This is a genomic window from Photorhabdus heterorhabditis (assembly GCF_001280945.1).
Taxonomy (GTDB): domain Bacteria; phylum Pseudomonadota; class Gammaproteobacteria; order Enterobacterales; family Enterobacteriaceae; genus Photorhabdus; species Photorhabdus heterorhabditis.
The window spans coordinates 81,609-106,194 of the sequence record NZ_LJCS01000008.1 but is presented as its reverse complement, the minus strand read 5'-3'; the positions used below and the strand labels follow the sequence as shown (position 1 = coordinate 106,194).

The following is a 24,586-nucleotide window of genomic DNA, read 5'->3' as shown; positions in this document are numbered from 1 at the left end:
TAAGGTTCATCAGGCGCGGAACTCATCGAGGCGCAGGTTCCTTGCCTATAGTGACGCCGGATAGATTTAAGCAAGCCCAAAATTCATCAAAATGAGTGTTGCAAAAACGAGGGCGACCATAGATTTTACGCTCTCCCCGATAGGGTTCGTAAGTGAAGTATCAACAAAGTTGACACTTAAAATAATCACTGATAGAGTATCTTCATTGTTGATACTTAGAGGATTTAAACATGGCACAAGTCGTCGTGAAAAAATGGGGTAATAGCCCTTCTGTACGTCTTCCGGTCGCTATTATGCAAGCTGCTTCACTTAGTATTGATGATACGGTTGATATTGCTGTCGAAGATGGTCGAATTATCATTATTCCGGTCAAGGCGAAAGAATATTCTCTCGATGCGCTATTAGCTGGGATTACCCCCGAAAATATTCATGAAAAAATGGATTTTGGTTCTCCAGTAGGTAAGGAATTGATCTAATGGTTTCTCGTTTTGTGCCTGATTCTGGCGATATTATTTGGATTGACTTTGATCCTGTGGCTGGACACGAGCAAGGAGGTCATCGCCCCGCAGTAGTGCTGAGTCCATTTGCCTATAATAATAAAGTGGGATTACTGCTCTGTGTTCCTTGTACAACGAAGGCGAAAGATTATCCTTTTGAAGTTGAATTATCAGGAAGCCGTGACAGTGTTGCCTTAGCTGATCAGGTGACATGTGTTGATTGGCGAGCTAGAAAAGTAACAAAGAAAGGTCATGTTAATTCTTCAGAGCTGGAGGATATAAAGGCTAAAGCAAAGGCGCTTATCGGATAACAGGACAGTTTATGGGGCTTATCAGCCCCTTAAGTGGGTTGACTTGGAACATTATAGTTATAAGGGAGACCATAAAAATCTATGGTCTCCCGAAACAGCCACAGAATGCACTGGAAAAATAGGATTTCTCGGTATCGAAAAAGTGTTTCTTTGTGCAATAAGTGCCAAAATCAACACCGAAGTCATCAATATTTCCCAACCGAATTAAAGCGATAACATAAGGCTATCTTAGTCTTTTACTTGCCAGTTCATATGCTTCATTCCGTTCGCGTTTACCCACTGCGACAACAGCAATAATCAGCACATCATCCATGACCTCATAAACCAAGCGAAAACCAGAAGCGCGTAATTTTATTTTATAGCAATTCGGTATGCCGCGAAGTTTAGCTGATGGAATATGAGGCTCAACACAACACTTTTTTAGCTTTTTAGCAAATTGTTGCTGGATTGATTTATCAAGCCTCTTCCACTCTTTAAATGCATCTTCCCTGAATTTCACGTTATAGGGTATAGATAATGATCCAAATCTACATCGACCAATATCTGTTTTCTACGCTCATTGACGAGTCGAACGAGTTCTTGATCGTCCAAAGCATCAAGTATCTGTTCGTAAAGTTCAGCCGGAATGCAATAAAACGCTGGCTGGTTACGATTTAGGATAGCAACAGGGTATCCAGCCCCAGCGTTAACAGTCGCCATCGGGTTCTTTTTAAGTTCACTAATGCTTGCGCTAGTATCTGATAAGATTATGTTAGCCATAGAAATACTCCAAAAGACTTGTTAATAGGTTTTACATTAGCCCTTCCTGTTGAAAACAACAACAAAGACCATTTAACAGGTCTTTTTAATGACTAGGGAGTAATGCCCCAAAATCAGCACCGAAATCATCAATATTCGGTGCTGTTTACTCAGAATAAAATGCTCAGCTGCGATAAGAATCTTTAACCGAACAACTTTATCATCAGCAGCATCAGCGGATGGGAATCAATATTGCGCCCTGTTCCTGCAATGTTACTGACATTACAGCGCTTCTGCTTCACAATTCACTGCCAACGCTCTGCTTAAGGTCTTAGCCAAAATAGTTTTATTCTCACTATCTTCCATCAAACTAAAATGGTCACCGGGTATAGAAGTGAGTTGTAGCGAAGAGTCAGGCATTATCTGCTCCCAACCTAGTGACGGCTCCATATTTAAAGACTGTAATGCAACATCGGTAACGAAAGGAATCTGTGGGTAAGATTCCATTGCATAGAATTGATGTAGCTTGATCGCGACTGCTTGTGGTTCATAATCTTTGACCATTTGTACATAATTTCCCATCTGTTCCCACCGTTTTGCAATCAAGTCAGGACGCAGATTTGACGGATACAATTCCAGCTTCTGCGCTGCTGCAATAAATTGCACCAAGTCCAGTTCATCCATTTTCTGGTGCAATGCTTCAATCTTCTGGGGATGTTTATCCACTGACTGCCTTGCCAATTCCGCAAGAAATTGAAGTTTTGGCTGAATGACACGGGTCTTGAAGCGGTGAGGCGCTGGCGTGTCAATCAAGCCTAAGAAGTTCACCATTTCACCGGCGTTCAGAAGCTGCTGAGCAATGGCATAAGCCAATACGCCACCAGAAGAGTAACCATATATTCGGTACGGCCCTTGCTGTTGAACGGCCTTCATAAAGGTGATCATTCTGGTAGCCAATTCCTCAATAGTCGATGCCTGTTCTTCATTAATGGATGGCCAGGGTAACGCATAAATCGGGTAATCCGACTGGATATGCTGAGCCAGCCCAAAGACATAGGAATAATCATCCATGCCGCTAGGAACAAAGAATAGTGGTGGCTCAATTCCGTCAGGTCGCACCGGTATCGCACTTCTTTTCGATGGAGTTAGCGATTCTGATGTGATTTCTGCTACCAGTTCAGCCAACACAGGAAATTGGAACAGATTATTCAATGAGCAAATCAAACCTCGCTCCGCAGCAAGGTTTATCATTCGCATAGCAAGCAGCGAGTGTCCACCCAGCGCAAAGAAATTGTCATATCGGCCTATCTGCTTAACTCCCAGCAATTTACTCCAGACAGCGGCCAGCACGATCTCAACTTCTCCTCGCGGCGCTTCATAGATTTGACGAGCAAAAGCACTCTGATCAGGCACTGGCAGCGCCCGACGATCCAGCTTGCCGTTAGGTGTCAACGGGAAGGCATCCAGACGCACAAAAGCTGTCGGCACCATGTAGTCAGGCAATAGTGTTCTCAGATGACTATGCAAATGGGTAATCAATCTGTTATCTGCTTCTGCTACCACATAGGCAACCAGCCGTTTGTCCTGTCCATCCCCCAGAGCCATAACGATAGCCTCACGTACCGCAGGATATTCAGTCAACCGGGCTTCGATTTCACCGGGTTCAATCCGAAAACCGCGAATTTTAACCTGCTGATCGTTACGGCCTACAAACACTAAATTGCCATCCGGCAAGTAACGCGCCAAATCCCCGGTTCGGTACATACGGGCATCCGGTGTGTCACTAAATGGATCAGTCAGGAAACGTTCAGCGGTCAAGTCAGAGCGATTAAGATAACCGCGCGCTACACCGATACCCCCGAGATATAATTCCCCCACTGCCCCCAATGGTACAGGCTGGCCATAAGCGTCCAGCAGATAAGCATAGGTGTTGGCCGTTGGGCGGCCAATAGGGATTAATGTCTCCGTATAATCAGGCGGACAACGCCAAGTAGTGGCGCACACAGTGATTTCTGTCGGACCATAGGCATTGAACACGGTTGCCCGCCCACGCAGCGCCTGAAGCAGAGCCGTACCCGGTGCTTCACCACCTAATATCAATGTCGGTTTTATTGCTATCTCCGGTAAATCAGCACCATCCCGAAGCAGAGCCGGTGTCAAGCAAGCGTGAGTCACCGCCTGTTGTTCCAGATAATGCCAGAGACGAAGTGGGTCCTGACGAACTGTATCGGCGGGAATGTCCAACGTGGCACCACCACACAGCGCGATCATGATTTCCAAGACGCTGGCATCGAAACCAAATGAGGCAAACTGTAACATCCGACTCTCCGCGCGAATATCAAACTGAGTGATTTTATCCCGAATAAGGTTAACTAACCCTCGATGCTCAAGCATCACGCCTTTTGGTGTACCGGTAGAACCCGAGGTGTAAATCACATACGCCAGATGCCTCGAGGTTAGCGCAGGTATGTGCGGGTTGTTGTCCGGCTGATTAGGCAAGATATTCGGATCAAGTACAGTGAATTTTGTCAGCACTTGTTCATCCAGCGCAGCACGTCCAGTCTCATCCGCCAGTACTACTGACGGGGCAGCTTCATCCAGCATATAAGCCAGACGATCCCCCGGATAAGTGGGATCTAATGGTACATAGGCTCCGCCAGCTTTTAGTACTGCCAGCAACCCTACTACCATTGCCAGTGAACGGGTCACACAAATCGCCACCCGTTGCTCTGGTGTTATCCCCAGAGCAATCAATTGGTGAGCCAGTCGGTTAGCACAAGCATTCAATTGCGTATAGCTGAGGGTTTGTTCTTCATACACCAGCGCCGTCGTATCCGGTTTTTGCTCCGTTTGCTGTTCAAACAGTTGATGAATACATAATTTCTCAGGACACACAGTTTTAGGGGCGTTCCAACTTTCCAGCAACAATGTGCGCTCCGCAGGTGCCAAAATATCAATATCCCTGACAGGCTGTTTTGGGTCAGCGACCATAGCTTTCAGTACCGTTTGTAAATACGTCACGTATCGCTCTATGGTCTGTTGATCAAACAATGCCGTTGCATAGCCCAGATATCCCACAATCCCGCCATCTTCTTCAAACAAGTTCAGTTCAAGATCAAACTTGACCATATAAAAAACTTGCTCGGTAGATAACAATTCCAGTTCCGGTAGTTTCCATTCCGTATTCTCATTATTCTGCCAGGCAAACATCACTTGGAATAACGGCGTATGGGCCAGTCTGCGCGGCGGTTGCACAATTTCCAGCACCTGTTCAAACGGCAGATCCTGATTGTCCTGTGCCGTTAGCGTGGTTTGCCGCACGCGCGCTAGCAGCTCAGACACATCCGGCTCTCCTGATAAATCAATGCGTAAAGCCAATACATTAACAAAGAAGCCCACCAGAGATTCAATCTCCTGACGACCACGACCTGCGCTGGGTGTACCGATAACCAGATCATTTTGGCCTGACAGGCGCGACAGGACCGTGGCCCACGCGGATAGAATAGTCATGAATAACGTCGTGCCCTGCTGTTCACTCAGACGTTTGAGGGATTGTGTTAATTCTGCATCCAGATTGATAGACCATATTCTCCCAGTAAACGACTGCCGAGGGGGGCGTGGTCGATCGGTTGGCAAATCAAGTAGTACCGGCGTACCCGTCAACATAGTACGCCAACAGTCGGATTGAGATTGTAAGCGTTCAATGGAAAGCCACTGACGCTGCCACGCAGCATAATCAGGGTACTGAATCGTCAACGGAGGCAACGGATCAGGTTCCCCTGCCAAAAAAGCCGCATAGAGGGCACTTAGTTCTGATTTCAGTATCCCTAAAGACCAACCATCGAAAATAATATGATGCAAGGTCAACAGAAATACGTAATCCCCATCTGCCAGTTGTATCAAACTGGAACGAATTAAGGGGCCGTGGGCGAGATCAAACGATGCCCCAGACTCTTCCAGACACAAACGCTTGAGCTGCTCATCGGCATCAGTAGCGCCTCTCAAATCATATTTTTTCATGGGTATACCGGATTTAGCCGGTAACAATTCGACCTGTGGTTGACCCTCAACCGTCACAAAGACAGAACGTAAAGCCTCGTGACGGGCAAACAGACCATCAAGCGCCCGCTGCCAAGCCCCAATATCAAGCTGACCACGCAAACGCTGTATGACAGGAATATGGTAGGTATCACTCACCCCCTCCAACTGTGCAAGGAACCACAGATGCTGCTGACTAAACGACAATGGCAGAGCGCTACCACGAGATACCGGAGTAATTTCAGGCAATCTGTGACTATTTTCATTACATTGTGCACAGATCTTCTCTGCAAAATCAGAAAGTGACGGTGACATAAACAAGGCTACGAGCGGCAATTCGACGCCTAAAGCCGCTACCCGGTTCATCACCCGTACCGCCAACAGTGAATGACCGCCCAGTGCAAAGAAATTATCATGCCGGCTTATCGGGTCAATCCCAAGCAATTCACGCCAGATAGCCGCCAGGGCTATTTCCATTTCCCCTTGTGGCGCTTCGTAAACCTGACGGGCAAAAGCTTCTTCGCCCAACCCCGGTAATGCCTGGCGGTTCAGCTTGCCATTAGGCGTCAGTGGGAATGAATCCAAACGTACAAAAGCGGCTGGCACCATATAATCAGGCAGGATTGAACTCAGGTGAGTACGCAAGCTATTTGATAATCCCTCATCCGGCTCCGCCGCCACATAAGCAACCAGACGTTTGTCTTGCCCATCATCCTGTGCCAGCACCGCCGCCTCACGCACCGCAGGATATTCCATCAACCGGGCTTCGATTTCTCCCGGCTCCACCCGGAAACCCCGGATTTTAACCTGTTGATCGTTACGACCCAGAAATTCCAGATTGCCATCCGGCAGGTAGCGCGCTAAATCCCCGGTCTTGTACATCCGCGCTTCTGCCTCATCACTAAACGGATCAGCAAGGAAACGCTCGGCAGTCAAATCCGGGCGATTAAGATAACCGCTGGCTACCCCTTCTCCGCCCACATAAATCTCACCGATCACCCCCAACGGCACCGGGTGATTGTCCGCATCCAACAGATAAACTCGCGTGTTGGCGATAGGACGGCCAATCGGGATCTTCGTTGCTCCCGGCGCTAACGCCGTAATACGGTATGTTGTGGTAAAGGTCGTGCCTTCGGTCGGTCCATAGCCATTCAGTAACTGTTGGGGCGGATTATTGCGCAGAATCTGGCCGATCACCGACGGATCGAGCACATCTCCGCCGACAATCAGGCTCTTGATCTGAGGAAGAACCGGCGACAAATCCTCAGCCAGCCGATTAAACAGCCCGACACTCAGCCACAGAATCGTGATTCGATAATCCTGTAACGCCTGTACAAACGCCTTCGGCGTCAATAACGTGGCATGATCAATCACCACTAATGTTCCGCCATTGAGCAAGGGGCTCCAGACTTCGAAGGTGCTGGCATCAAACGCAGGGTTAGCGGCGAAGACCACCCGATCATCCCGTCCGATTTCAACGTACCCATTATTAATGACCAGCCGGACTACCGCCCGATGAGACACGATCACCCCTTTTGGGGTGCCAGTCGAGCCGGAGGTATACATGATATACGCTGATTCGGTACTGGAACGAGGTAAGTCAGGATTGATGTCCGCTTTTTCCCCGATGCTCTGTGTCTCACCCGTGCAACGCAGCACAGGAAGAGCCAGGTCAGTTGGGATAGTTACCTGCCCCCCCGTGATCAACAACTTCGCTGAACAGTCACTCATCAACCCATTTTTCCGTTCATCCGGCACGTTGAGATCTATCGGCACGTAAACAGCACCAGCCTTGAGAATAGCCAATTGTGCCACTATCAGTTCAACAGAGCGTTCTAACAGGATCGCAATGTGGTTATCCGGGTGTATCCCCTGTTCGATCAGTTGATGGGCCAGTCGGTTAGCCCGGGTGTTCAGTTCCGCATAACTGAGGGTTTGATCTCCGGCTATCAGTGCTGTGGCATCCGGGGTTTTCGCTGCCTGTTGTTCAAACAATTGATGGAGGCATAACTGCTTAGGATAAGCGATTTCCGTGGCGTTCCAGGTATTCAGCAATAATCTGCGTTCAGTTTCAGGCAAAATGTTCAGTGTCCGAACTGGCGTTTCCGGTGCCTGTTCAAGCGCATCAGCCAGACTTTCCAGCGCCTGTTGCATATAACCGCATATCCGTGCTGGATCAAACGGTTGTACCACCTGAGCCGTTATCCCCAGATCGGAACCGCCATCCTCCACCGACAATACAAACGGATAGTTAGTACGCTCTTTAGCACCAAGGAATTCAATCCCGCTCATCATTTCATGCGGGGTTATTGGCTGTTCATTATGCCGGTAGTTCAACAGCGCATTGAAAAGCGGTGTACCACTGGCTACACCACTGCAACGCTGAGCCAACGCCAAAGATGCGTGTTCATGTTCCAACAAACCTGCTAACCGAGTATGTGCCGTACGTACACTGTCACGTACCGGGGTATCATCCATATTCAGCCGCAACGGTAATGTATTGATAAATAATCCCATACCGCTATCAGAACCTTCACCTGCCTGCATACGTCCAAACAATACAGTGCCGAACACCACTTGCGCCTGTCCACTGGTTCGCGACAACACCTGTGCCCAAGCTAGATGACACAGAGCTGCCATACTGACGCCTAAACGCCGAGCCTGACTACGTAAGCGATTATTCAACCCAGTTGTCAGCATCCGATGCGACTCCACCACTTGAGAGCCATCATGGTGTACTTCCGCCAAACCAAATGGTAGCGTTGGTTCATCCACTTCAGCCAACATGTCGGTAAAGAAGCGAGTATGTTCTTCTTGACTGACGCCCAACTGGGCCTGAGCCACCAAATTACGGAAAGGGACCGGAGCCGGCAGACTGTCTACCTGCCCGGTAAGATATGCCTGCACTTCGCTGTTCATCACTTCCAGCGTGGTGTGATCGCCAATCAAATGATGCAGCAATTGCAGTAGAATCCAGCGACCATCAGGTTCCTGTGCGACGACAAAGCGCAATAACGGTGCCTGACTCAAGTCGATACGATACCGACACGAGTCAAAACGTTGGGACAATTGGTCACTAATAAGACCATCAGCCGGATCAAGTATCAGTTCAGTCACGGATAAAGGTATCTGGCGGCAAACCACCTGAGCCGGAACAGACAATCCTTGCCAAACAAAAGCCGTGCGCAAGATATCATGGCGGTCAACTACCTGCTGAACGGCTGCCAGATAACGGTCCAGCAAATGCCGATCTGCAAAAGCTTGTTGGGTGATTAGCAGATAAGGATCACCCTCGTTTGCCAGCAAATGGTGGAACAAAATGCCATCCTGCAACGGTGACAGCGCATAGATATCCTGAATATTGGTTATCCCACCCGGTATTTGATCAACAATGCGATCAATTTCAGGCTGAGTCAGATCAATCAGCGGCAACATCTCCGGTGTCAGTACAGGTGTATCCGGTGTAATACGGTTATCAGGCACTCTAATCTCATGACTCTGAGACAATGACTGAGCCAGCACACTCAATGTCGGATGCTGGAATAGTGCCTGAACCGATACACCCAGTCCAATCCGCCGCAAACGTTCAATCATCCTGACAGCAAGGAGCGAATGCCCCCCCAAGGCAAAGAAGCTGTCGTACCGGCTGATTTGTTTAACTCCCAGTAATTCACTCCAGATAGTCGCCAATGCGGTTTCAATTTCCCCTTGCGGCGCTTGGTAAATCTGACGAGCAAAGGCGTTCTGATCAGGCACTGGCAGCGCCCGGCGATCCAATTTGCCATTCGGAGTCAGCGGGAAAGTATCCAAACGCACAAAAGCCGCCGGCACCATATAATCAGGCAAAATTGCACTCAGATGTTCACGCAGTTTGTTCGCCAGTCCATCATCTGCTTCTGCCACTACATAGGCAATCAAGCGCTTATCCTGCTCATCACCCAATGCTAATACCAGAGCTTCACTCACCGCTGGGTATTCGGTCAACCGGGCCTCAATTTCTCCCGGTTCAATGCGGAAACCACGGATTTTAACCTGCTGGTCATTACGGCCAACAAACACTAAATTGCCATCCGGCAAGTAACGGGCCAAATCCCCGGTTCGGTACATGCGGGCATCCGGTGTATCACTAAACGGATCAGTCAGGAAACGTTCAGCGGTCAAGTCAGGGCGATTGAGATAACCACGCGCTACACCCGCGCCACCAATATATAACTCACCTACTGCCCCTAATGGCACTGGCTGATTGTGGTCATCCAATAAATAAACACGCATATTGGCTGTCGGACGCCCAATAGGAATAGTCTCATCTAGATAGTTTGAAGGGCAACGCCAAGCTGTGGCGCAAACCGTTATCTCTGTCGGACCATAAGCATTGAACACGGTTGCCCGACCACATAGTGCTTGAAGCAGTGCCGTACTGGGCGCTTCACCACCCAGTATCAACGTCGGTTTTATAGTCATCACCGATAAATCAGTACCATCCCGGAGTAAAGCCGGGGTCAGGCAAGCGTGTGTCACCGCCTGATTTTCCAGGTAACACCAGAGACTATGCGGGTCCTGACGAACAGTATCATCAGGAATAATCAGGCTGGCACCACCACACAGCGTCATCATGACTTCCCAGACACTGGCATCAAAGCCAAATGAGGCGAACTGCAACATCCTGCTATAGCTGCGAATATCAAACTGGGCGATTTTATCTTGAATAAGATTAACCAACCCACGATGTTCAACCATGACCCCTTTTGGCGTGCCGGTAGAACCCGAGGTGTAAATCACATACGCCAGATGACGGGAGGTCAATGCCGGTACCTGCGGGTTACCGTCCGGCTGGTCGGGCAGCACATTTGGATCAAGTACAGTCAGCCCCGAAAGCATCTCTTCACCCAACGCTGTACATCCGGCGTTGTCTGCCAGCAAAATAGCCGGCGCAGCATCAGCCAAAATATATGACAGACGTTCACCCGGATAAGCTGGGTCCAACGGCACATAAGCCCCACCCGCTTTCAATACAGCCAGCAACCCGACCACCCGGGCGAGTGAACGTGCCGCACAAATCGCTACCCGATGATCCGGTTTCACGCCGAGTACAATAAGCTGATGAGCCAGCCGATTAGCACGGGTATTGAGTTCCGCATAGCTCAGCGTCTGGTTTTCATATTTCACTGCTATGGCATCTGGGGTCTTCTCTGCCTGTTGTTCAAATAATTGGTGAACACACAACGGCTCAGGATATGGCTCTTCGGTCGCGTTCCAGCTTTCCAACAATAATGTCCGCTCATTGGGTGACAAGATATCGACAACTGTGACAAGTTGTTGAGGATTGTTCACCATTGCTCGCAACATGGCCTGCAAATAGCCAACCTGCCTTTCAATCGTTTCCAGGTCGAACAAGGCAGAAGAATAAGTTAACGTCCCAACAACCTCTCCATCCTTCTCCATCAATTCCAGTTGCAAATCGAATTTAGCGATATCATATCCCTGCCCGATGGGTGCCACTTCCAATCCTGGTAATTGCCATTCCTCTGTTTCACCGTCCTGCCAGGCAAACATCACCTGGAACAGCGGAGTATGTTCTGGTCTGCGTGGTGGTTGTACGATCTCAACAACTTGTTCGAAAGGCAGATCCTGATGATCCTGCGCCGCCAGCGCGATTTTCCGCACACGCGTCAGCAATTCCGTCACATTCGGAGCGCCCGATAAATCGATACGCAAGGCCAGCGTATTGACAAAGAAACCGATCAGGGATTCCACCTCCTGACGACTGCGACCCGCGCTCGGCGTACCTATTATCAGATCTTCCTGACCGGACAGACGTGACAAGACCGTGGCCCAAGCTGACAACAGAGTCATGAATAACGTACCCCCTTGCTGTTCACTCAGGCGCTTAAGTGATGTTGTTAATTCTGCATCCAGATTGATAGGCAAGACGTTACCGGCAAATGACTGTTGAGGCGGACGGGGTCGGTCAGTCGGCAAATCCAGCAGGACCGGTGCATCAGCCAGCGTAATACGCCAATAGTCAGATTGAACTTGTACCCGCTCAGCCGACAGCCATTGACGCTGCCATGCAGCATAATCAGGATACTGGATCGCTAATGGAGGTAACGGATCACGTTGTCCTACCAGAAAAGCGGTGTAAAGCACGTTCAGTTCACGTATCAGCACATTAACAGACCAGCCGTCTGAAACAATGTGATGCTGAGTCAGTAAAAATACATAATCATCATCAGCCCGTTGTATCAAAACAGAGCGGATTAATGGCCCTTGAACGAGATCAAACGGAGCCTCAGCTTCATGTGTGCATACATGCTTAAGCTGTTCGTCCACGTCCGGGGCTTGACGCAGATCGTATTTTTTCATTAGTAAACCCGATTCAGCCGGCAACAGTTCAATCTGAGGTTGACCATCAACGGAAACGAATACGGAACGTAATGCTTCATGGCGGGTCAACAGCGTATCAAGCGCCCACTGCCAAGCCGCAATATCAAGCTGACCCCGCAAACGCAGTGCCAGAGGAATATGATAGGTATCACTCACCCCCTCAAGCTGCGCCAGGAACCATAGCCGTTGTTGGGCGAATGACAGAGGCAGCTCACCCTCACGGGATATCGGTATGATAGCCGGAAGTATCTTGCTTTGTTCACCAAGTTCACCAAGCCGGGTATTCATCACCTGAGCAAAAGCCGTCAATGAAGGGGATTCAAATAAGCGGGTCAGCGACAGTTCAATACCTAAAGCTGCTACCCGGTTCATCACCCGTACCGCCAACAGTGAATGACCGCCCAGTGCAAAGAAATTATCATGCCGGCTTATCGGGTCAATCCCAAGCAATTCACGCCAGATAGCCGCCAGGGCTATTTCCATTTCCCCTTGTGGCGCTTCGTAAACCTGACGGGCAAAAGCTTCTTCGCCCAACCCCGGTAATGCCTGACGGTTCAGCTTGCCATTAGGCGTCAGTGGGAATGAATCCAAACGTACAAAAGCGGCTGGCACCATATAATCAGGCAGGATTGAACTCAGGTGAGTACGCAAGCTATTTGATAATCCCTCATCCGGCTCCGCCGCCACATAAGCAACCAGACGTTTGTCTTGCCCATCATCCTGTGCCAGCACCGCCGCCTCACGCACCGCAGGATATTCCATCAACCGGGCTTCGATTTCTCCCGGCTCCACCCGGAAACCCCGGATTTTAACCTGTTGATCGTTACGACCCAGAAATTCCAGATTGCCATCCGGCAGGTAGCGCGCTAAATCCCCGGTCTTGTACATCCGCGCTTCTGCCTCATCACTAAACGGATCAGCAAGGAAACGCTCGGCAGTCAAATCCGGGCGATTAAGATAACCGCTGGCTACCCCTTCTCCGCCCACATAAATCTCACCGATCACCCCCAACGGCACCGGGTGATTGTCCGCATCCAACAGATAAACTCGCGTGTTGGCGATAGGACGGCCAATCGGGATCTTCGTTGCTCCCGGCGCTAACGCCGTAATACGGTATGTTGTGGTAAAGGTCGTGCCTTCGGTCGGTCCATAGCCATTCAGTAACTGTTGGGGCGGATTATTGCGCAGAATCTGGCCGATCACCGACGGATCGAGCACATCTCCGCCGACAATCAGGCTCTTGATCTGAGGAAGAACCGGCGACAAATCCTCAGCCAGCCGATTAAACAGCCCGACACTCAGCCACAGAATCGTGATTCGATAATCCTGTAACGCCTGTACAAACGCCTTCGGCGTCAATAACGTGGCATGATCAATCACCACTAATGTTCCGCCATTGAGCAAGGGGCTCCAGACTTCGAAGGTGCTGGCATCAAACGCAGGGTTAGCGGCGAAGACCACCCGATCATCCCGTCCGATTTCAACGTACCCATTATTAATGACCAGCCGGACTACCGCCCGATGAGACACGATCACCCCTTTTGGGGTGCCAGTCGAGCCGGAGGTATACATGATATACGCTGATTCGGTACTGGAACGAGGTAAGTCAGGATTGATGTCCGCTTTTTCCCCGATGCTCTGTGTCTCACCCGTGCAACGCAGCACAGGAAGAGCCAGGTCAGTTGGGATAGTTACCTGCCCCCCCGTGATCAACAACTTCGCTGAACAGTCACTCATCAACCCATTTTTCCGTTCATCCGGCACGTTGAGATCTATCGGCACGTAAACAGCACCAGCCTTGAGAATAGCCAATTGTGCCACTATCAGTTCAACAGAGCGTTCTAACAGGATCGCAATGTGGTTATCCGGGTGTATCCCCTGTTCGATCAGTTGATGGGCCAGTCGGTTAGCCCGGGTGTTCAGTTCCGCATAACTGAGGGTTTGATCTCCGGCTATCAGTGCTGTGGCATCCGGGGTTTTCGCTGCCTGTTGTTCAAACAATTGATGGAGGCATAACTGCTTAGGATAAGCGATTTCCGTGGCGTTCCAGGTATTCAGCAATAATCTGCGTTCAGTTTCAGGCAAAATGTTCAGTGTCCGAACTGGCGTTTCCGGCGCCTGTTCAAGCGCATCAGCCAGACTTTCCAGCGCCTGTTGCATATAACCGCATATCCGTGCTGGATCAAACGGTTGTACCACCTGAGCAGTCAGTCCCAGTGTAGAACCCCCGTCCTCTACCGACAGCACAAACGGGTAGTTGGTACACTCCTGTTCCCCAAGGAATTCAATCCCGTTCATGATTTCATGCGGGGTTATCGGCTGTTCATTATGCCGGTAGTTTAGCAAGGCACTAAAAAGCGGTGTTCCACTCTGCACCCCACTGCAACGCTGGGCCAGCGCCAATGAAGCATATTCATGATCCAGTAATCCAGCCAGCCGGGTATGTGCCACTCTGACACTCTTCTGCACCGGGGTATCGTCCATATCCAACCGCAACGGCAGAGTATTGATAAACAGTCCCATGCCACTGTCAGCGCCTTCCCCCGCAGCCATGCGCCCAAACAGCACCGTACCAAAGACGACTTTCTCCTGACCGCTGGTACGTGATAGGACCTGTGCCCAAGCCAGATGGCATAAGGCCGCCAGACTGACACCAAGACGCCGAGCCTGACCACGCAAGCGATCATTCAGTATCGGTGATAGCGGCTGATGCGATTGTGTCACCTGCGAACCATCACGATGTACTTCGGTTAGTCCAAACGGCAACGTTGGCTCCTCCACCGCCGCCAACATGTCAGTAAAGAAATGAGAATATTCTTCCTGCCTCATCCCCAGTCGAGCCTGAGCCACCAAATTGCGGAAGGGAACTGGAGCTAGCAAGTTATCCCCCTGACCAGCAAAATACGCCTGCACTTCCCGATTCATCACTTCCATTGTTGTATGATCACCAATGAGGTGATGCTGCAATTGCAGGGCTACCCAATGACCATCGGTTTCCTGAGCGACGACAAAACGCAACAACGGAGCCTGACTCAGGTCAAGACGGTGTTGTCGCGGGTCAAAACGTTGAGCCAATTGTTCATTAACTGGGCCATCCGCCGGGTTCAGCGTCAGTTCAGTGACTGACAATGCAGCTTGACGCCAAACCACCTGAGCCGGAACAGACAACCCTTGCCAAACAAAGGCCGTGCGCAAGATATCATGGCGGTCAATCACCTGTTGAACCGCTACCAGATAACGATCCAGTAGAGTCCGATTAGCAAAGGTCATCGGGTAGACCAACAGATAGGGGTCGCCTTTATTTGCCAGCAGATGGTGGAACAGGATACCGTCCTGCAATGGCGACAACGCATAGATATCCTGAATATTGGTTATCCCGCCCGGCACTTGTCCGACGATACGGTCAATGTCTGGTTGAGTCAGCTCAATCAGCGGTAACATCTCTGGTGTCAGCGTCGTAGTCGTCGGTGTAATGACATTAGGCGGCAACACCACAGACTGATGTTGCCCCAACGTTTGAGCAAGCTCCAACAGAACCGGCGACTGAAACAGGTCACGTGCTGCCAGTGTCAACCCAAGCTGACGCAAACGTTCAATCATTCGCACACCTAGCAGTGAGTGGCCGCCCAGTGCAAAGAAACTGTCATGCCGACTAATCTGTTCAATCCCCAGTAATTCACGCCAGAGAGTTGCCAGTACAGTTTCCATCTCCCCTTGTGGCGCAGCATAAACTTGACGGGCAAAGGCTTCTTTCCCCGGAGTCGGCAACGCACGGCGATCCAATTTACCATTTGGGGTTAACGGGAATTCATCCAAACACACAAAAGCCACCGGTATCATGTAATCAGGCAACCGGGCACTCAGGTGGTCACGCAAGTGGGCGGCCAATCCATCCTCTGCTTGCGCCAACACATAGGCAACCAGATGTTTGTCCTGACCATCACCCAGCGCCAGCACAACCGCTTCATGTACTGTCGGGTATTCTACCAACCCAGCCTCAATTTCCCCCGGTTCAATCCGAAAGCCGCGGATTTTAACCTGTTGATCGTTACGCCCAAGGAATTCCAGATTGCCATCCGGCAGATAACGAGCCAAATCCCCGGTGCGGTACATTCTCGCACCCGGTGAATCACTAAATGGATCTGTCAGGAAACGTTCCGCCGTCAATTCAGGTCGATTAAGATAACCACAAGCTACCCCGTCTCCACCCACATAAATCTCACCAACCTCCCCTAAAGGTACCGGCTGACCATCAGTGTCCAGCAAATAAACTCGTGTGTTAGCGATTGGTTGACCAATGGGAATACTGATTGTTCCCTCCGGTAACGATTCAATACGGTATGTCGTGGTAAAGGTAGTGCCTTCAGTTGGGCCATAAGCATTTAACAACTGTTGTGGAGGATTATGGCGCAATACTTGAGCAATAACATGCGGGTCGAGGGCATCTCCTCCGACTAACAGCATTCTAAGCTGAGGCAACACCGGGGACAGTTCCGTTGCCAGCCGGTTAAACAACCCGACACTTAGCCACAGGATAGTGATGTGATGTTGTTGTAATACCTGCACAAAATCTGGCGGGGTCAATAAGGTGAGGTGATCGATAACCACCAGCGCAGCACCATTAAGTAACGGCGCCCAAACTTCAAATGTGCTGGCATCGAAAGCGGGGTTAGCAGCAAAAGCCATCCGATCATCCGGCCCAATTTCAGCATAGCCATTATTAATGACCAATCGGACAACGGCGCGGTGAGGCACTACCACGCCTTTTGGCATGCCAGTCGAACCGGAGGTGTACATAATATACGCGGCTTGGCTACTGGAACGCGATAAGTCAGGATTGAAATAATCTTCCTCCCTACCCGTATTTACTTTATCGGAGAGACGAAATAATGGAACAGCAAGGTCAACCGGAATATCAAAATGCATATCAGTAATCAATAAATTAGCTGAGTAATCATTTATCAGCCAATTCTTTCGTTCGTCCGGTACACTGGGGTCTATAGGCATGTAAACAGCACCAGCCTTAAGGATAGCCAACTGGGCCACCACCAGATCAATGGATCGTTCTAACAAAATTGCAACATGGTCACCCGGGTAAATCCCCTGTTCAATCAGTTGATGGGCCAACCAATTAGCATTAGCATTCAGTTCCGAGTAACTGAGGATCTGCTGTCCCGCTATCAGTGCCGTAGCTGCCGGGGTTTTCGCTGCCTGTTGTTCAAACAACTGATGGAGGCACAACTGGTTAGGATACGGTGTTTCAGTCGCGTTCCAGGTTTCCCGTAACAGCGTGCGTTCAGCCTCAGACAATAAATTAGGCTTCTGGACAGATATATCGCCATCCCGCTCTTCTAACGACACTTGAACTAATTCAGCTTCAAGGATACTTCCCTTTCTCGCGATACTCTCTTTCATCTACTTACTACCTCAAAATATTTAAAAACTGTTATTTCCAGCAACCATCAAAAATGTTTTTCTTTTACTTTTAGGAGAAATAACAACGAGCACACCTGACATCGAAAGATGCTCAGGCAATATTTTCTCTCAGGCGCTGGATGTCATATTCCGGTTAATAGCCGCATAATTAACAATTCTGCAACGATAATTTTCCTAACCGTGGAATAAACAGTTCATCTGGTGAACCTAAAAAAGCATTCCATTTTTGTTCCTGTTTTTTAGATAAGCGCCTTTGATTTACTGCAATTTTTTATTAGCAGACGCTGAACTCCATAACTAAATAAAAATGGATCTATTGGATATATATACTGGCATGAGAGCTAAATCCTTGCTGTATTTTGTCCATTTGATATTAATATCTGATGTAAACTATTTCAGGAAAAACCAGATACTAGAAAGATGAATTCACTTTCCTGACTTTTAATTAACAATGGGTTTGCTTTGATAATTATGTGCAAATCAGTCACTCCCTTCCAACAGCAAACAAAAAAACCATACTTATCAGAAATTTAATGCTTAATCAGATATATCTTAACATGCAAAAATATAAACTAGCTTCATTACATATTATTTTATAATAATCAAATTATACAACTGATGTAAACGCTAATTATATTTAACACTCAGACGAAACAATTTCAAACAAAAACTAATTTTTATATATATTTTTTCGTAATAAAAAAATAATACAACCAATACATATGTCAGTTATTTTTAATACCATAAATAAATAGTTTTAAATTAAAAATAAATTATTTGTTTATTATTCTTATGAAAGAAAATCACATAATTAATTACTTATTCAAATGTATCTTTAAATTCTATATAACAGAAAAATGAATGATGCTAATTTCAGCTTAAAGTCAAATTAGTTTGACATGGTTTATCCAATCATCATTTGATCCGTAAAATTAATATCGCTATTTATTCCAAATTTATTCTCAATAATGCTGTTGCTTACGGTTATTAAGCCGCGGTCCCCAAAAGTGTATATACCCTTCATCCTTCAAATCGCTGCTTTGTTGGCTGCGTTTACTTGCCGCCGCGCTGCGGCTTGAAATCTATTGGGTATAAAAGTTATTTTTATATAAATTTATTAATTTTTACTACCTATTATTATTTTTTTTGAATTAACTGCTGAAAGAAAAATAGTAGAGATAACTATTGAAGAAATTAATAATATTGTAAATCCAGTAATAATTTCTTCAAGACCAACACCTAAGTAAATAGTATAAAGGAGAATAATCATAGTAACAAATACATAAATCCCTGACTGCATACCCAAAGTATAAAGAGAATTTTTTGAATATAACCCCAGATAAGAGAAAAAAACAGGTTGCATAATTGTATTAGCTAAAAACACCATAATTGTGAATAGCAAATAGAGTATGCCAGAATTTATAATAATGCCAAGTGAACAAAATCCGAGAGAAAATAATTGAATGATATTACCTACCATAATTCTTTTTGTTAAAATTACGGATTTCATGACTTTCATGATACCAAGTGCACTGGGGAACCATATAATCAGTAGTATGATATACATTTGAACCATATCAATATGTTCAAAATATTTTGTTCGCATAGCGGGCATAATCATTAAAGAGAGGAAAAAGCAAACATTGATTATGACTAAACTTGAAAAGGAGAAGAAAACAACTAATTTATTGGTTGTTTTCGCAGAACCCTTAATATCGAGTTTTTGTTTTTTTAAATTATTGCTTTTAAAGCCCGTATAATAGATAATTGAAGCAATAGAATAAATAAAAGCAGCAAAAAAATCTGCTGATGCACGGGAATTTAAACCGAAGAAAGAAAAAATGACTGGAATTATAAATGGCAGGCTTAATAGCGCCAGGCTTAAGATAGAAAAATCCTTACTCGTCTTCTTTTCATTTCCTTCAGTTATAAGAATATTTCTTCCTATTATGACAATAAATCCACTTATTACTCCCCATAATATTCTATGCAGAGCATCCAGCCAAACTGAAATAAGAGTTGTTTCTCTTGAAAAGAGAATGCAGTTTATAGTTGCTAAGAATAAGAAAAATCCAAAAATATTTTTTCCAAAAAGAGCAATATTCATTTTTCGAATGAGGAAGGATATGGTCATACACCCCAAAGATAATCCCAATAAATAGGAAAAAACAGGAATATAAGCGTATAAAATCATGCCGACCCTGTAAATAAAATTCTTCATAATACATATGAACAACATACTCAGAGGCTTTATTAGACCACTACAGCTTGCTCTCTATAGATATTAGGTGTGACAATTTATTTAACACCCAACTAATCAGATAGAGAGCATCAAATACCCAATCTCACAAAGTAATTTCTTGCTAGCTTTTTTGTCCGGTATACTAACTAACAATTTTATTACCCTCACTTTCCCTATCAGCTTTCGTAGTACCTAATACTTCCACTATCCTATCTAAACTGGCTTAACACGTCCTTCCCTCTGCGTTTTCACAATAGCTTTTCTGCATTACCGGTTCATCACGCTTTATCACAAGAAATATATAAAATAAACCTATATGCATACGGAGTTAAATTGATTTTATGAACAGAAAAATTCAATATCCATCAACTTTAGGACAGAATACAAACTATACGTTTTTATTTATCCTTTCAGTCACCATATTCCTCGTCGGTGCGACCGAATTCATGTTATCGTCTATGCTTACCCCTCTGGCAATAGCCTTTGAGACGACCACCGTCGGAGCATCCTGGCTAGTGTCTGGTTATGCATTTTCCTATGCTCTGGCAGCCCCCGTACTCGGATATTTTTCAGATCGAGTTAATCGGAGCAGATTACTTCTAGGTTCCTTATTGTTTTTTGCCGTAGATGGTCTTGCTATCATTTTTGCACCCACGCTTGAAATCGCAGTCGCACTGCGGATTTTTGGCGGTATAGCATCAGCGGTCATCATACCGACAGTATTTGCCTTGATCGCCGATATCGTTCCTTATAACTGCCAGGCTGGAGCAATGGGAGTCGTTATGCTTGGCATGACTTTCGGTATTGCATTTGGCCCAGCCTTAGCGGGAATACTTACTGACCTCATTAGTTGGCAAGCACCATTTTTATTTAGCTCGCTTGGCTGCACCGTCACATTTATCGCAGGGTTTTACTGTCTTCCGACACACATTGCGTCAAAAGAGCTTATAAGCCGGCAATTAATCTGGTTTCGGCAATGGTCGATTGTCAGGCCACTCATTGCAAAAGGGGCCTGGAATGGTGCCGGTGTCTCTGCTTTTCTTCTGTCGGGAGAAGTTTTACGTCAACGGTACGGATTTGGCCCAACCGAAATCGGTTTGACTGTTATAGCCTTTGGCACCGGTCTGGGGATAGGGAATATCTCAGCTGGTGGGCTTCGCAAGCTTTGCGGTCGAGAAGAAGCGACTTTAGTCGTTGTTAGTCTGCTACTAACTGGTGTGATCTCAGTTTTTATGCTCGTTCCAATTACACTCTTCGGCTCATTGGGGTGTTTGATATTTTGGGGAATTGCGCTTGGTGCTGGAGCACCTTCAAGTACAGTGGTTTTGGTGACAAGAGCAAGTGCTAATAAAGGTATGGTTCTGGCCTTTGCAGAAACGTTCAATAATCTGGGCATTTTGAGCTTGGTACCATTAGCGATGATAGGACTGGCAAAGGGAGGTCCCCCCGCAGCCATGATTGTGTTATCGATAGGATTGGTTATCGGTATTTCATTGACAATATTAGATTTCTGGCTGACTCGTTCCAAAAGTTCAGCAAGCTCTTTGATATAAATGCTTTGCCCTCGGGCTTTATTTCCCCGCCTAATGTATTAGGTGGGGAATGTTATTGTGGCTTTAGCCAGTTTAAGTAGCGTCAGCTTCTTAAACATAAAACCACCCGCTATGCGCTGAGGAATCCCCAGAAAATAGACAGACATAGCGTTGTGTGATCTACTGATTATCCCACCAAGTCAATAAGGTCACTGCTATGCCTGCACGTAAAGTCTGTCATAACTTTTTCAAAGATTCCTTAGCGCCGTTTCATAAATATCGTCAGAATGCATTAATCGATGCCACCCTAGCTTTGATTAATGGTGCTTCTCTTACGTTAACCAGTATTGGGCGTTTTTTTACCAGGACATGTTTACGTCAAACATAAAATTAAACGCGTTGACCGACTACTTGGTAATGAAGCACTCCGTAGGGATATTCCTGATATTTTTCTGATAATGGGTCTCTGGGAAATGTCAAAAACAGCTATCCAATATTCCCTTCTCCCTCAATTATCAATTGATTAGTCACTACCAAGGCACATACCCCGTGGTAAATTATCCTTCCATATCCCCGATATCAAGAATTACTGAACGGCAAGCCACGAAAATACTTTGGGAATTAAACAGCCAAAAGTCATTTTTGACGAGTTACGTTAGATAAACATAGCGTTGCACTTGATAATTCAATCCACCATGAATTAAACTGGATAATATATATCTGAACCTTTGTGAAAAAAATGACAATAACCACCATTATTATCTCCGTCATTGCTATAGGACTTATCGGCTGGGGGATCACAATTTATAACCGTCTGGTTGCCTTGAAAAAACAGACAGACAATACATTTGCCAATATCGATGTTATTTTAAAACAGCGTGCTGAACAGATCCCGCAGCTTGTGACATTACTGGAAAAGTCCATGGAACATGAGCGTGATATTTTCACTCGGTTAAGTGATGCACGACAGGGATATTTTAATGCCGATACCCTCACAGATAAAATCAAAGCTTCCAATGAAATGACCAATGCATTCCGCTCTGTACTCGCCATCGCCGAAAATTATCCGACACTGATTTCAGGTTCCCAGTTTTCACAGTTGCAAACAGCAGTGGCAGATCTAGAAAATAAAATTGCTCATCGTCGTGAAATGTTCAATGATGCAGTAACGGAGTATAATACGGCAATTTATCTATTTCCTGATCTGATTTTTGCCCGCATGTTCCATTATCAGGAACTACCTTTATTAGAAATCCGTCAGGAAGAAAAAGCCTATGACGGCATCAAGTTTAAATAAGTCAGATGATAAATCCTGTGATAGGTAATTTGAACCATGGCCTTTTTTATTTTTGCTTTCTCCTGCATATTAATCTATCTCATTGACTTCCTTTTAAAAGAAGTGGTGGGATTTAAACGCCTCCACTGGCTTTCCATTCCTTTATCCGCATTGATCGTTACCAGCACAGTTTGCTATTTCGATGATCCTTTTAAGTCATTTTTCTATATATTTTTTTGCACCTTTCTTTTTATCCTTGCCATAATGATCCCGATAATCATCATTTCATTCGGAAAAAGTGCCGCAAGACGTTACAAACAAGCCCGACAGTCCGGTGAATCCGCCAGCAAGGTAACCTGGAAAGTGATTTTAGGCTCGTCGGTTTTTGTCATTTTCTTAATTGCCTTTTTTGTTTCACCCTATGCCTTATTTGGTTTACTTGTCCTACTGTTTATATCTAGCCGACTGAAAACAACACCGAAAAATAACTTCCTTAAATTTCAACAGATTTTACCCACATCAAAAATCCGTTCAATCGCTATGGGTCTGGTGGAAATAGAAGGAAAAATAACAAATGGAAAACAATTCAAAAGTCCACTGAGTAAAAAGTTATGCTATGGTTATCGTTATTATGAATATGATGTCAGCAGGGATTCTGAAGGCAGCAAACGTTATTCTCTGCGCCATTCGGAAGAAAAAATCAGTCAGTTCACTTTAACCGATGATTCAGGATCAGTCCGTATTGAGGCAACACCAGAGACGCTGACATTTGTGAATTTTTCTTCTTATCAGAATTATGAAACCAATTCCATATCTTACCAAGAATACCTGTTATTTCCAGATGAAGAATATCTCATTATTGGTACAGCGGTTGAAAAAGACGATCAGGTTGTTATTACTCAGACCGCTCCTCATCAATTACTGGGGATTACTTCGACGAGATATTTAGAAACCTGGAATGAAGTTGCACCAATGCGCCGTAATCTTGCGATTACCGTCATTAGTGCAGCAATATTAATTGCCTTTATTCTGACTGTTCCCTATAAATATCACTCTCATCATTTAACAGTTTTTTATCGTGAATCTCCGTTATTGCAATGGTTATTTTAGAGATATAGCAATGGATAAATATATTCTCTCTTTTCTTATTCTAGCCATTATTCTGCTTGTCACGGTTCGTTATCTTCTGGGGATTTTTAATAAAATTGTCATGCTAAAAAAATACCGGGATAAAGCATTCGCTAATATTGATGTTTTACTGAAAAAGCAGGCTGATTTAATTCCACAGCTTATCACAATCGCGGAACAGGCAATGATCCATGAAAAATCATTCTTTCTGCAACTATCAGCAGTCAGGAAAAATTATCTCGGTACAAAAATAATCGATGAAAAAGTGAAGATAGGTAATGCATTAGAACATCAGTTGTCGTTATTGCTGATGCTGGCAGAGAATTATCCGACCCTAATCAGTCAACCGACTTTTCAACATTTGCAAGCGCAGATTACTCTGCTGGAAAATCAGATTGCAGACAGACGTGAATTCTTTAATAAAAGCGTTGCCCTTTACAATATGGGTATCAGGCAGTTTCCCAATATAATTTTTGCCCGGATATTAAGATATAAACCCAGTTCGATGCTGAAACCTATGCAAGGATAAAGTCCATGTTTACCATTCCATTTGATTTATTCGGATTTGTTGATGCTATCCGTAGTAACCACGGTATTTTAATAACCATTGCGATTTTTGGCCCTATAGGTATGATACTCTGCCTAAGTCCCTTTATCTATACGCGGGGAATTAGCCAGGTTATTCAAACACTGGCTATCAGTTTATTAACCTCTGTCTTTATCAATTTACTCTGTGTCGCTGTCATCTATTTAACCTTCACAGAAGATATTATCCGCCTGTTTTGGAGCCTAGTTGTTGTCCAGACAGCCTGTCTGTCTTTTTGGTTTATCAATAAAAAAGCGGTGCTTAAACTGGCTGGACAGTTTGGAGCCATACGTCAGCGACATCCGGAAACCGAAACCGAAACTGAAACTGAAAAGAAAAGCAAGGTGAAGAAAAAGAAGAAAAAGCGGAAAAAATAAATTTATATTTATTTAATCACAGACGGTTTCAATCAGCAAAA

Annotated in this window: 11 protein-coding genes and 1 pseudogene; 8 read left to right on the top strand and 4 right to left on the bottom strand. The window is 46.0% G+C overall.

Annotation, left to right across the window (positions count from 1 at the left end):
• The first annotated feature begins 230 nt into the window (after nucleotides 1-230).
• Both AM629_RS05200 and mazF read left to right on the top strand, forming a co-directional pair.
• Nucleotides 231-476 (top strand): AbrB/MazE/SpoVT family DNA-binding domain-containing protein, encoded by a 246-nt coding sequence (locus AM629_RS05200; RefSeq protein ID WP_054476774.1) that lies wholly within the window; start codon nucleotides 231-233, stop codon nucleotides 474-476.
• Nucleotides 476-808 (top strand): endoribonuclease MazF, encoded by a 333-nt coding sequence (gene mazF / locus AM629_RS05195; protein WP_010849003.1) that lies wholly within the window; start codon nucleotides 476-478, stop codon nucleotides 806-808. Before AM629_RS05200 ends, mazF begins: the two co-directional genes overlap by 1 nt.
• A 223-nt stretch (nucleotides 809-1,031) precedes the next feature.
• On the opposite strand, the gene AM629_RS05190 is transcribed toward mazF, so the two are convergent.
• From AM629_RS05190 to AM629_RS05175, 4 genes are all read right to left on the bottom strand, one after another.
• Nucleotides 1,032-1,319 carry a type II toxin-antitoxin system RelE family toxin gene (locus AM629_RS05190; RefSeq protein WP_054476772.1) on the bottom strand — a complete coding sequence of 96 codons (288 nt, stop codon included), beginning with the start codon at nucleotides 1,317-1,319 and terminating at the stop codon, nucleotides 1,032-1,034.
• A complete protein-coding gene (locus AM629_RS05185) occupies nucleotides 1,304-1,567 on the bottom strand; it encodes a type II toxin-antitoxin system Phd/YefM family antitoxin (protein ID WP_054476770.1) in 264 nt (87 codons plus the stop codon). The genes AM629_RS05190 and AM629_RS05185 overlap by 16 nt, the downstream gene beginning before the upstream one ends.
• 261 nt (nucleotides 1,568-1,828) lie before the next feature.
• Nucleotides 1,829-17,383 carry a non-ribosomal peptide synthetase gene (locus tag AM629_RS05180; protein WP_054476768.1) on the bottom strand — a complete coding sequence of 5,185 codons (15,555 nt, stop codon included), beginning with the start codon at nucleotides 17,381-17,383 and terminating at the stop codon, nucleotides 1,829-1,831.
• Between the two features lie 1,138 nt (nucleotides 17,384-18,521).
• Nucleotides 18,522-19,598: a hypothetical protein gene (locus tag AM629_RS05175; protein WP_054476765.1), complete on the bottom strand. Its 1,077-nt coding sequence runs from the start codon at nucleotides 19,596-19,598 to the stop codon at nucleotides 18,522-18,524.
• Nucleotides 19,599-19,987: 389 nt separating this feature from the next.
• Between AM629_RS05175 and AM629_RS05170 the strand changes: the two genes are divergently transcribed.
• The 6 genes and pseudogenes from AM629_RS05170 to AM629_RS05145 all read left to right on the top strand — a co-directional run bounded on the left by AM629_RS05170 (nucleotide 19,988) and on the right by AM629_RS05145 (nucleotide 24,545).
• Nucleotides 19,988-21,199 (top strand): MFS transporter, encoded by a 1,212-nt coding sequence (locus AM629_RS05170; protein WP_054476763.1) that lies wholly within the window; start codon nucleotides 19,988-19,990, stop codon nucleotides 21,197-21,199.
• Nucleotides 21,200-21,395: 196 nt separating this feature from the next.
• A pseudogene (locus AM629_RS05165) lies at nucleotides 21,396-21,630 on the top strand (IS4 family transposase); the annotation flags it as partial.
• 287 nt (nucleotides 21,631-21,917) lie between these two features.
• Nucleotides 21,918-22,475, top strand: coding sequence for a LemA family protein (locus tag AM629_RS05160; protein WP_054476762.1), 558 nt, complete (start codon nucleotides 21,918-21,920; stop codon nucleotides 22,473-22,475).
• Nucleotides 22,476-22,511: 36 nt separating this feature from the next.
• Nucleotides 22,512-23,564 carry a hypothetical protein gene (locus AM629_RS05155; protein ID WP_054476760.1) on the top strand — a complete coding sequence of 351 codons (1,053 nt, stop codon included), beginning with the start codon at nucleotides 22,512-22,514 and terminating at the stop codon, nucleotides 23,562-23,564.
• A 10-nt stretch (nucleotides 23,565-23,574) separates the two neighbouring features.
• Nucleotides 23,575-24,111 carry a LemA family protein gene (locus tag AM629_RS05150; protein ID WP_054476758.1) on the top strand — a complete coding sequence of 179 codons (537 nt, stop codon included), beginning with the start codon at nucleotides 23,575-23,577 and terminating at the stop codon, nucleotides 24,109-24,111.
• Nucleotides 24,112-24,116: 5 nt separating this feature from the next.
• Nucleotides 24,117-24,545 (top strand): hypothetical protein, encoded by a 429-nt coding sequence (locus AM629_RS05145; RefSeq protein WP_054476756.1) that lies wholly within the window; start codon nucleotides 24,117-24,119, stop codon nucleotides 24,543-24,545.
• Nucleotides 24,546-24,586: the final 41 nt, after the last annotated feature.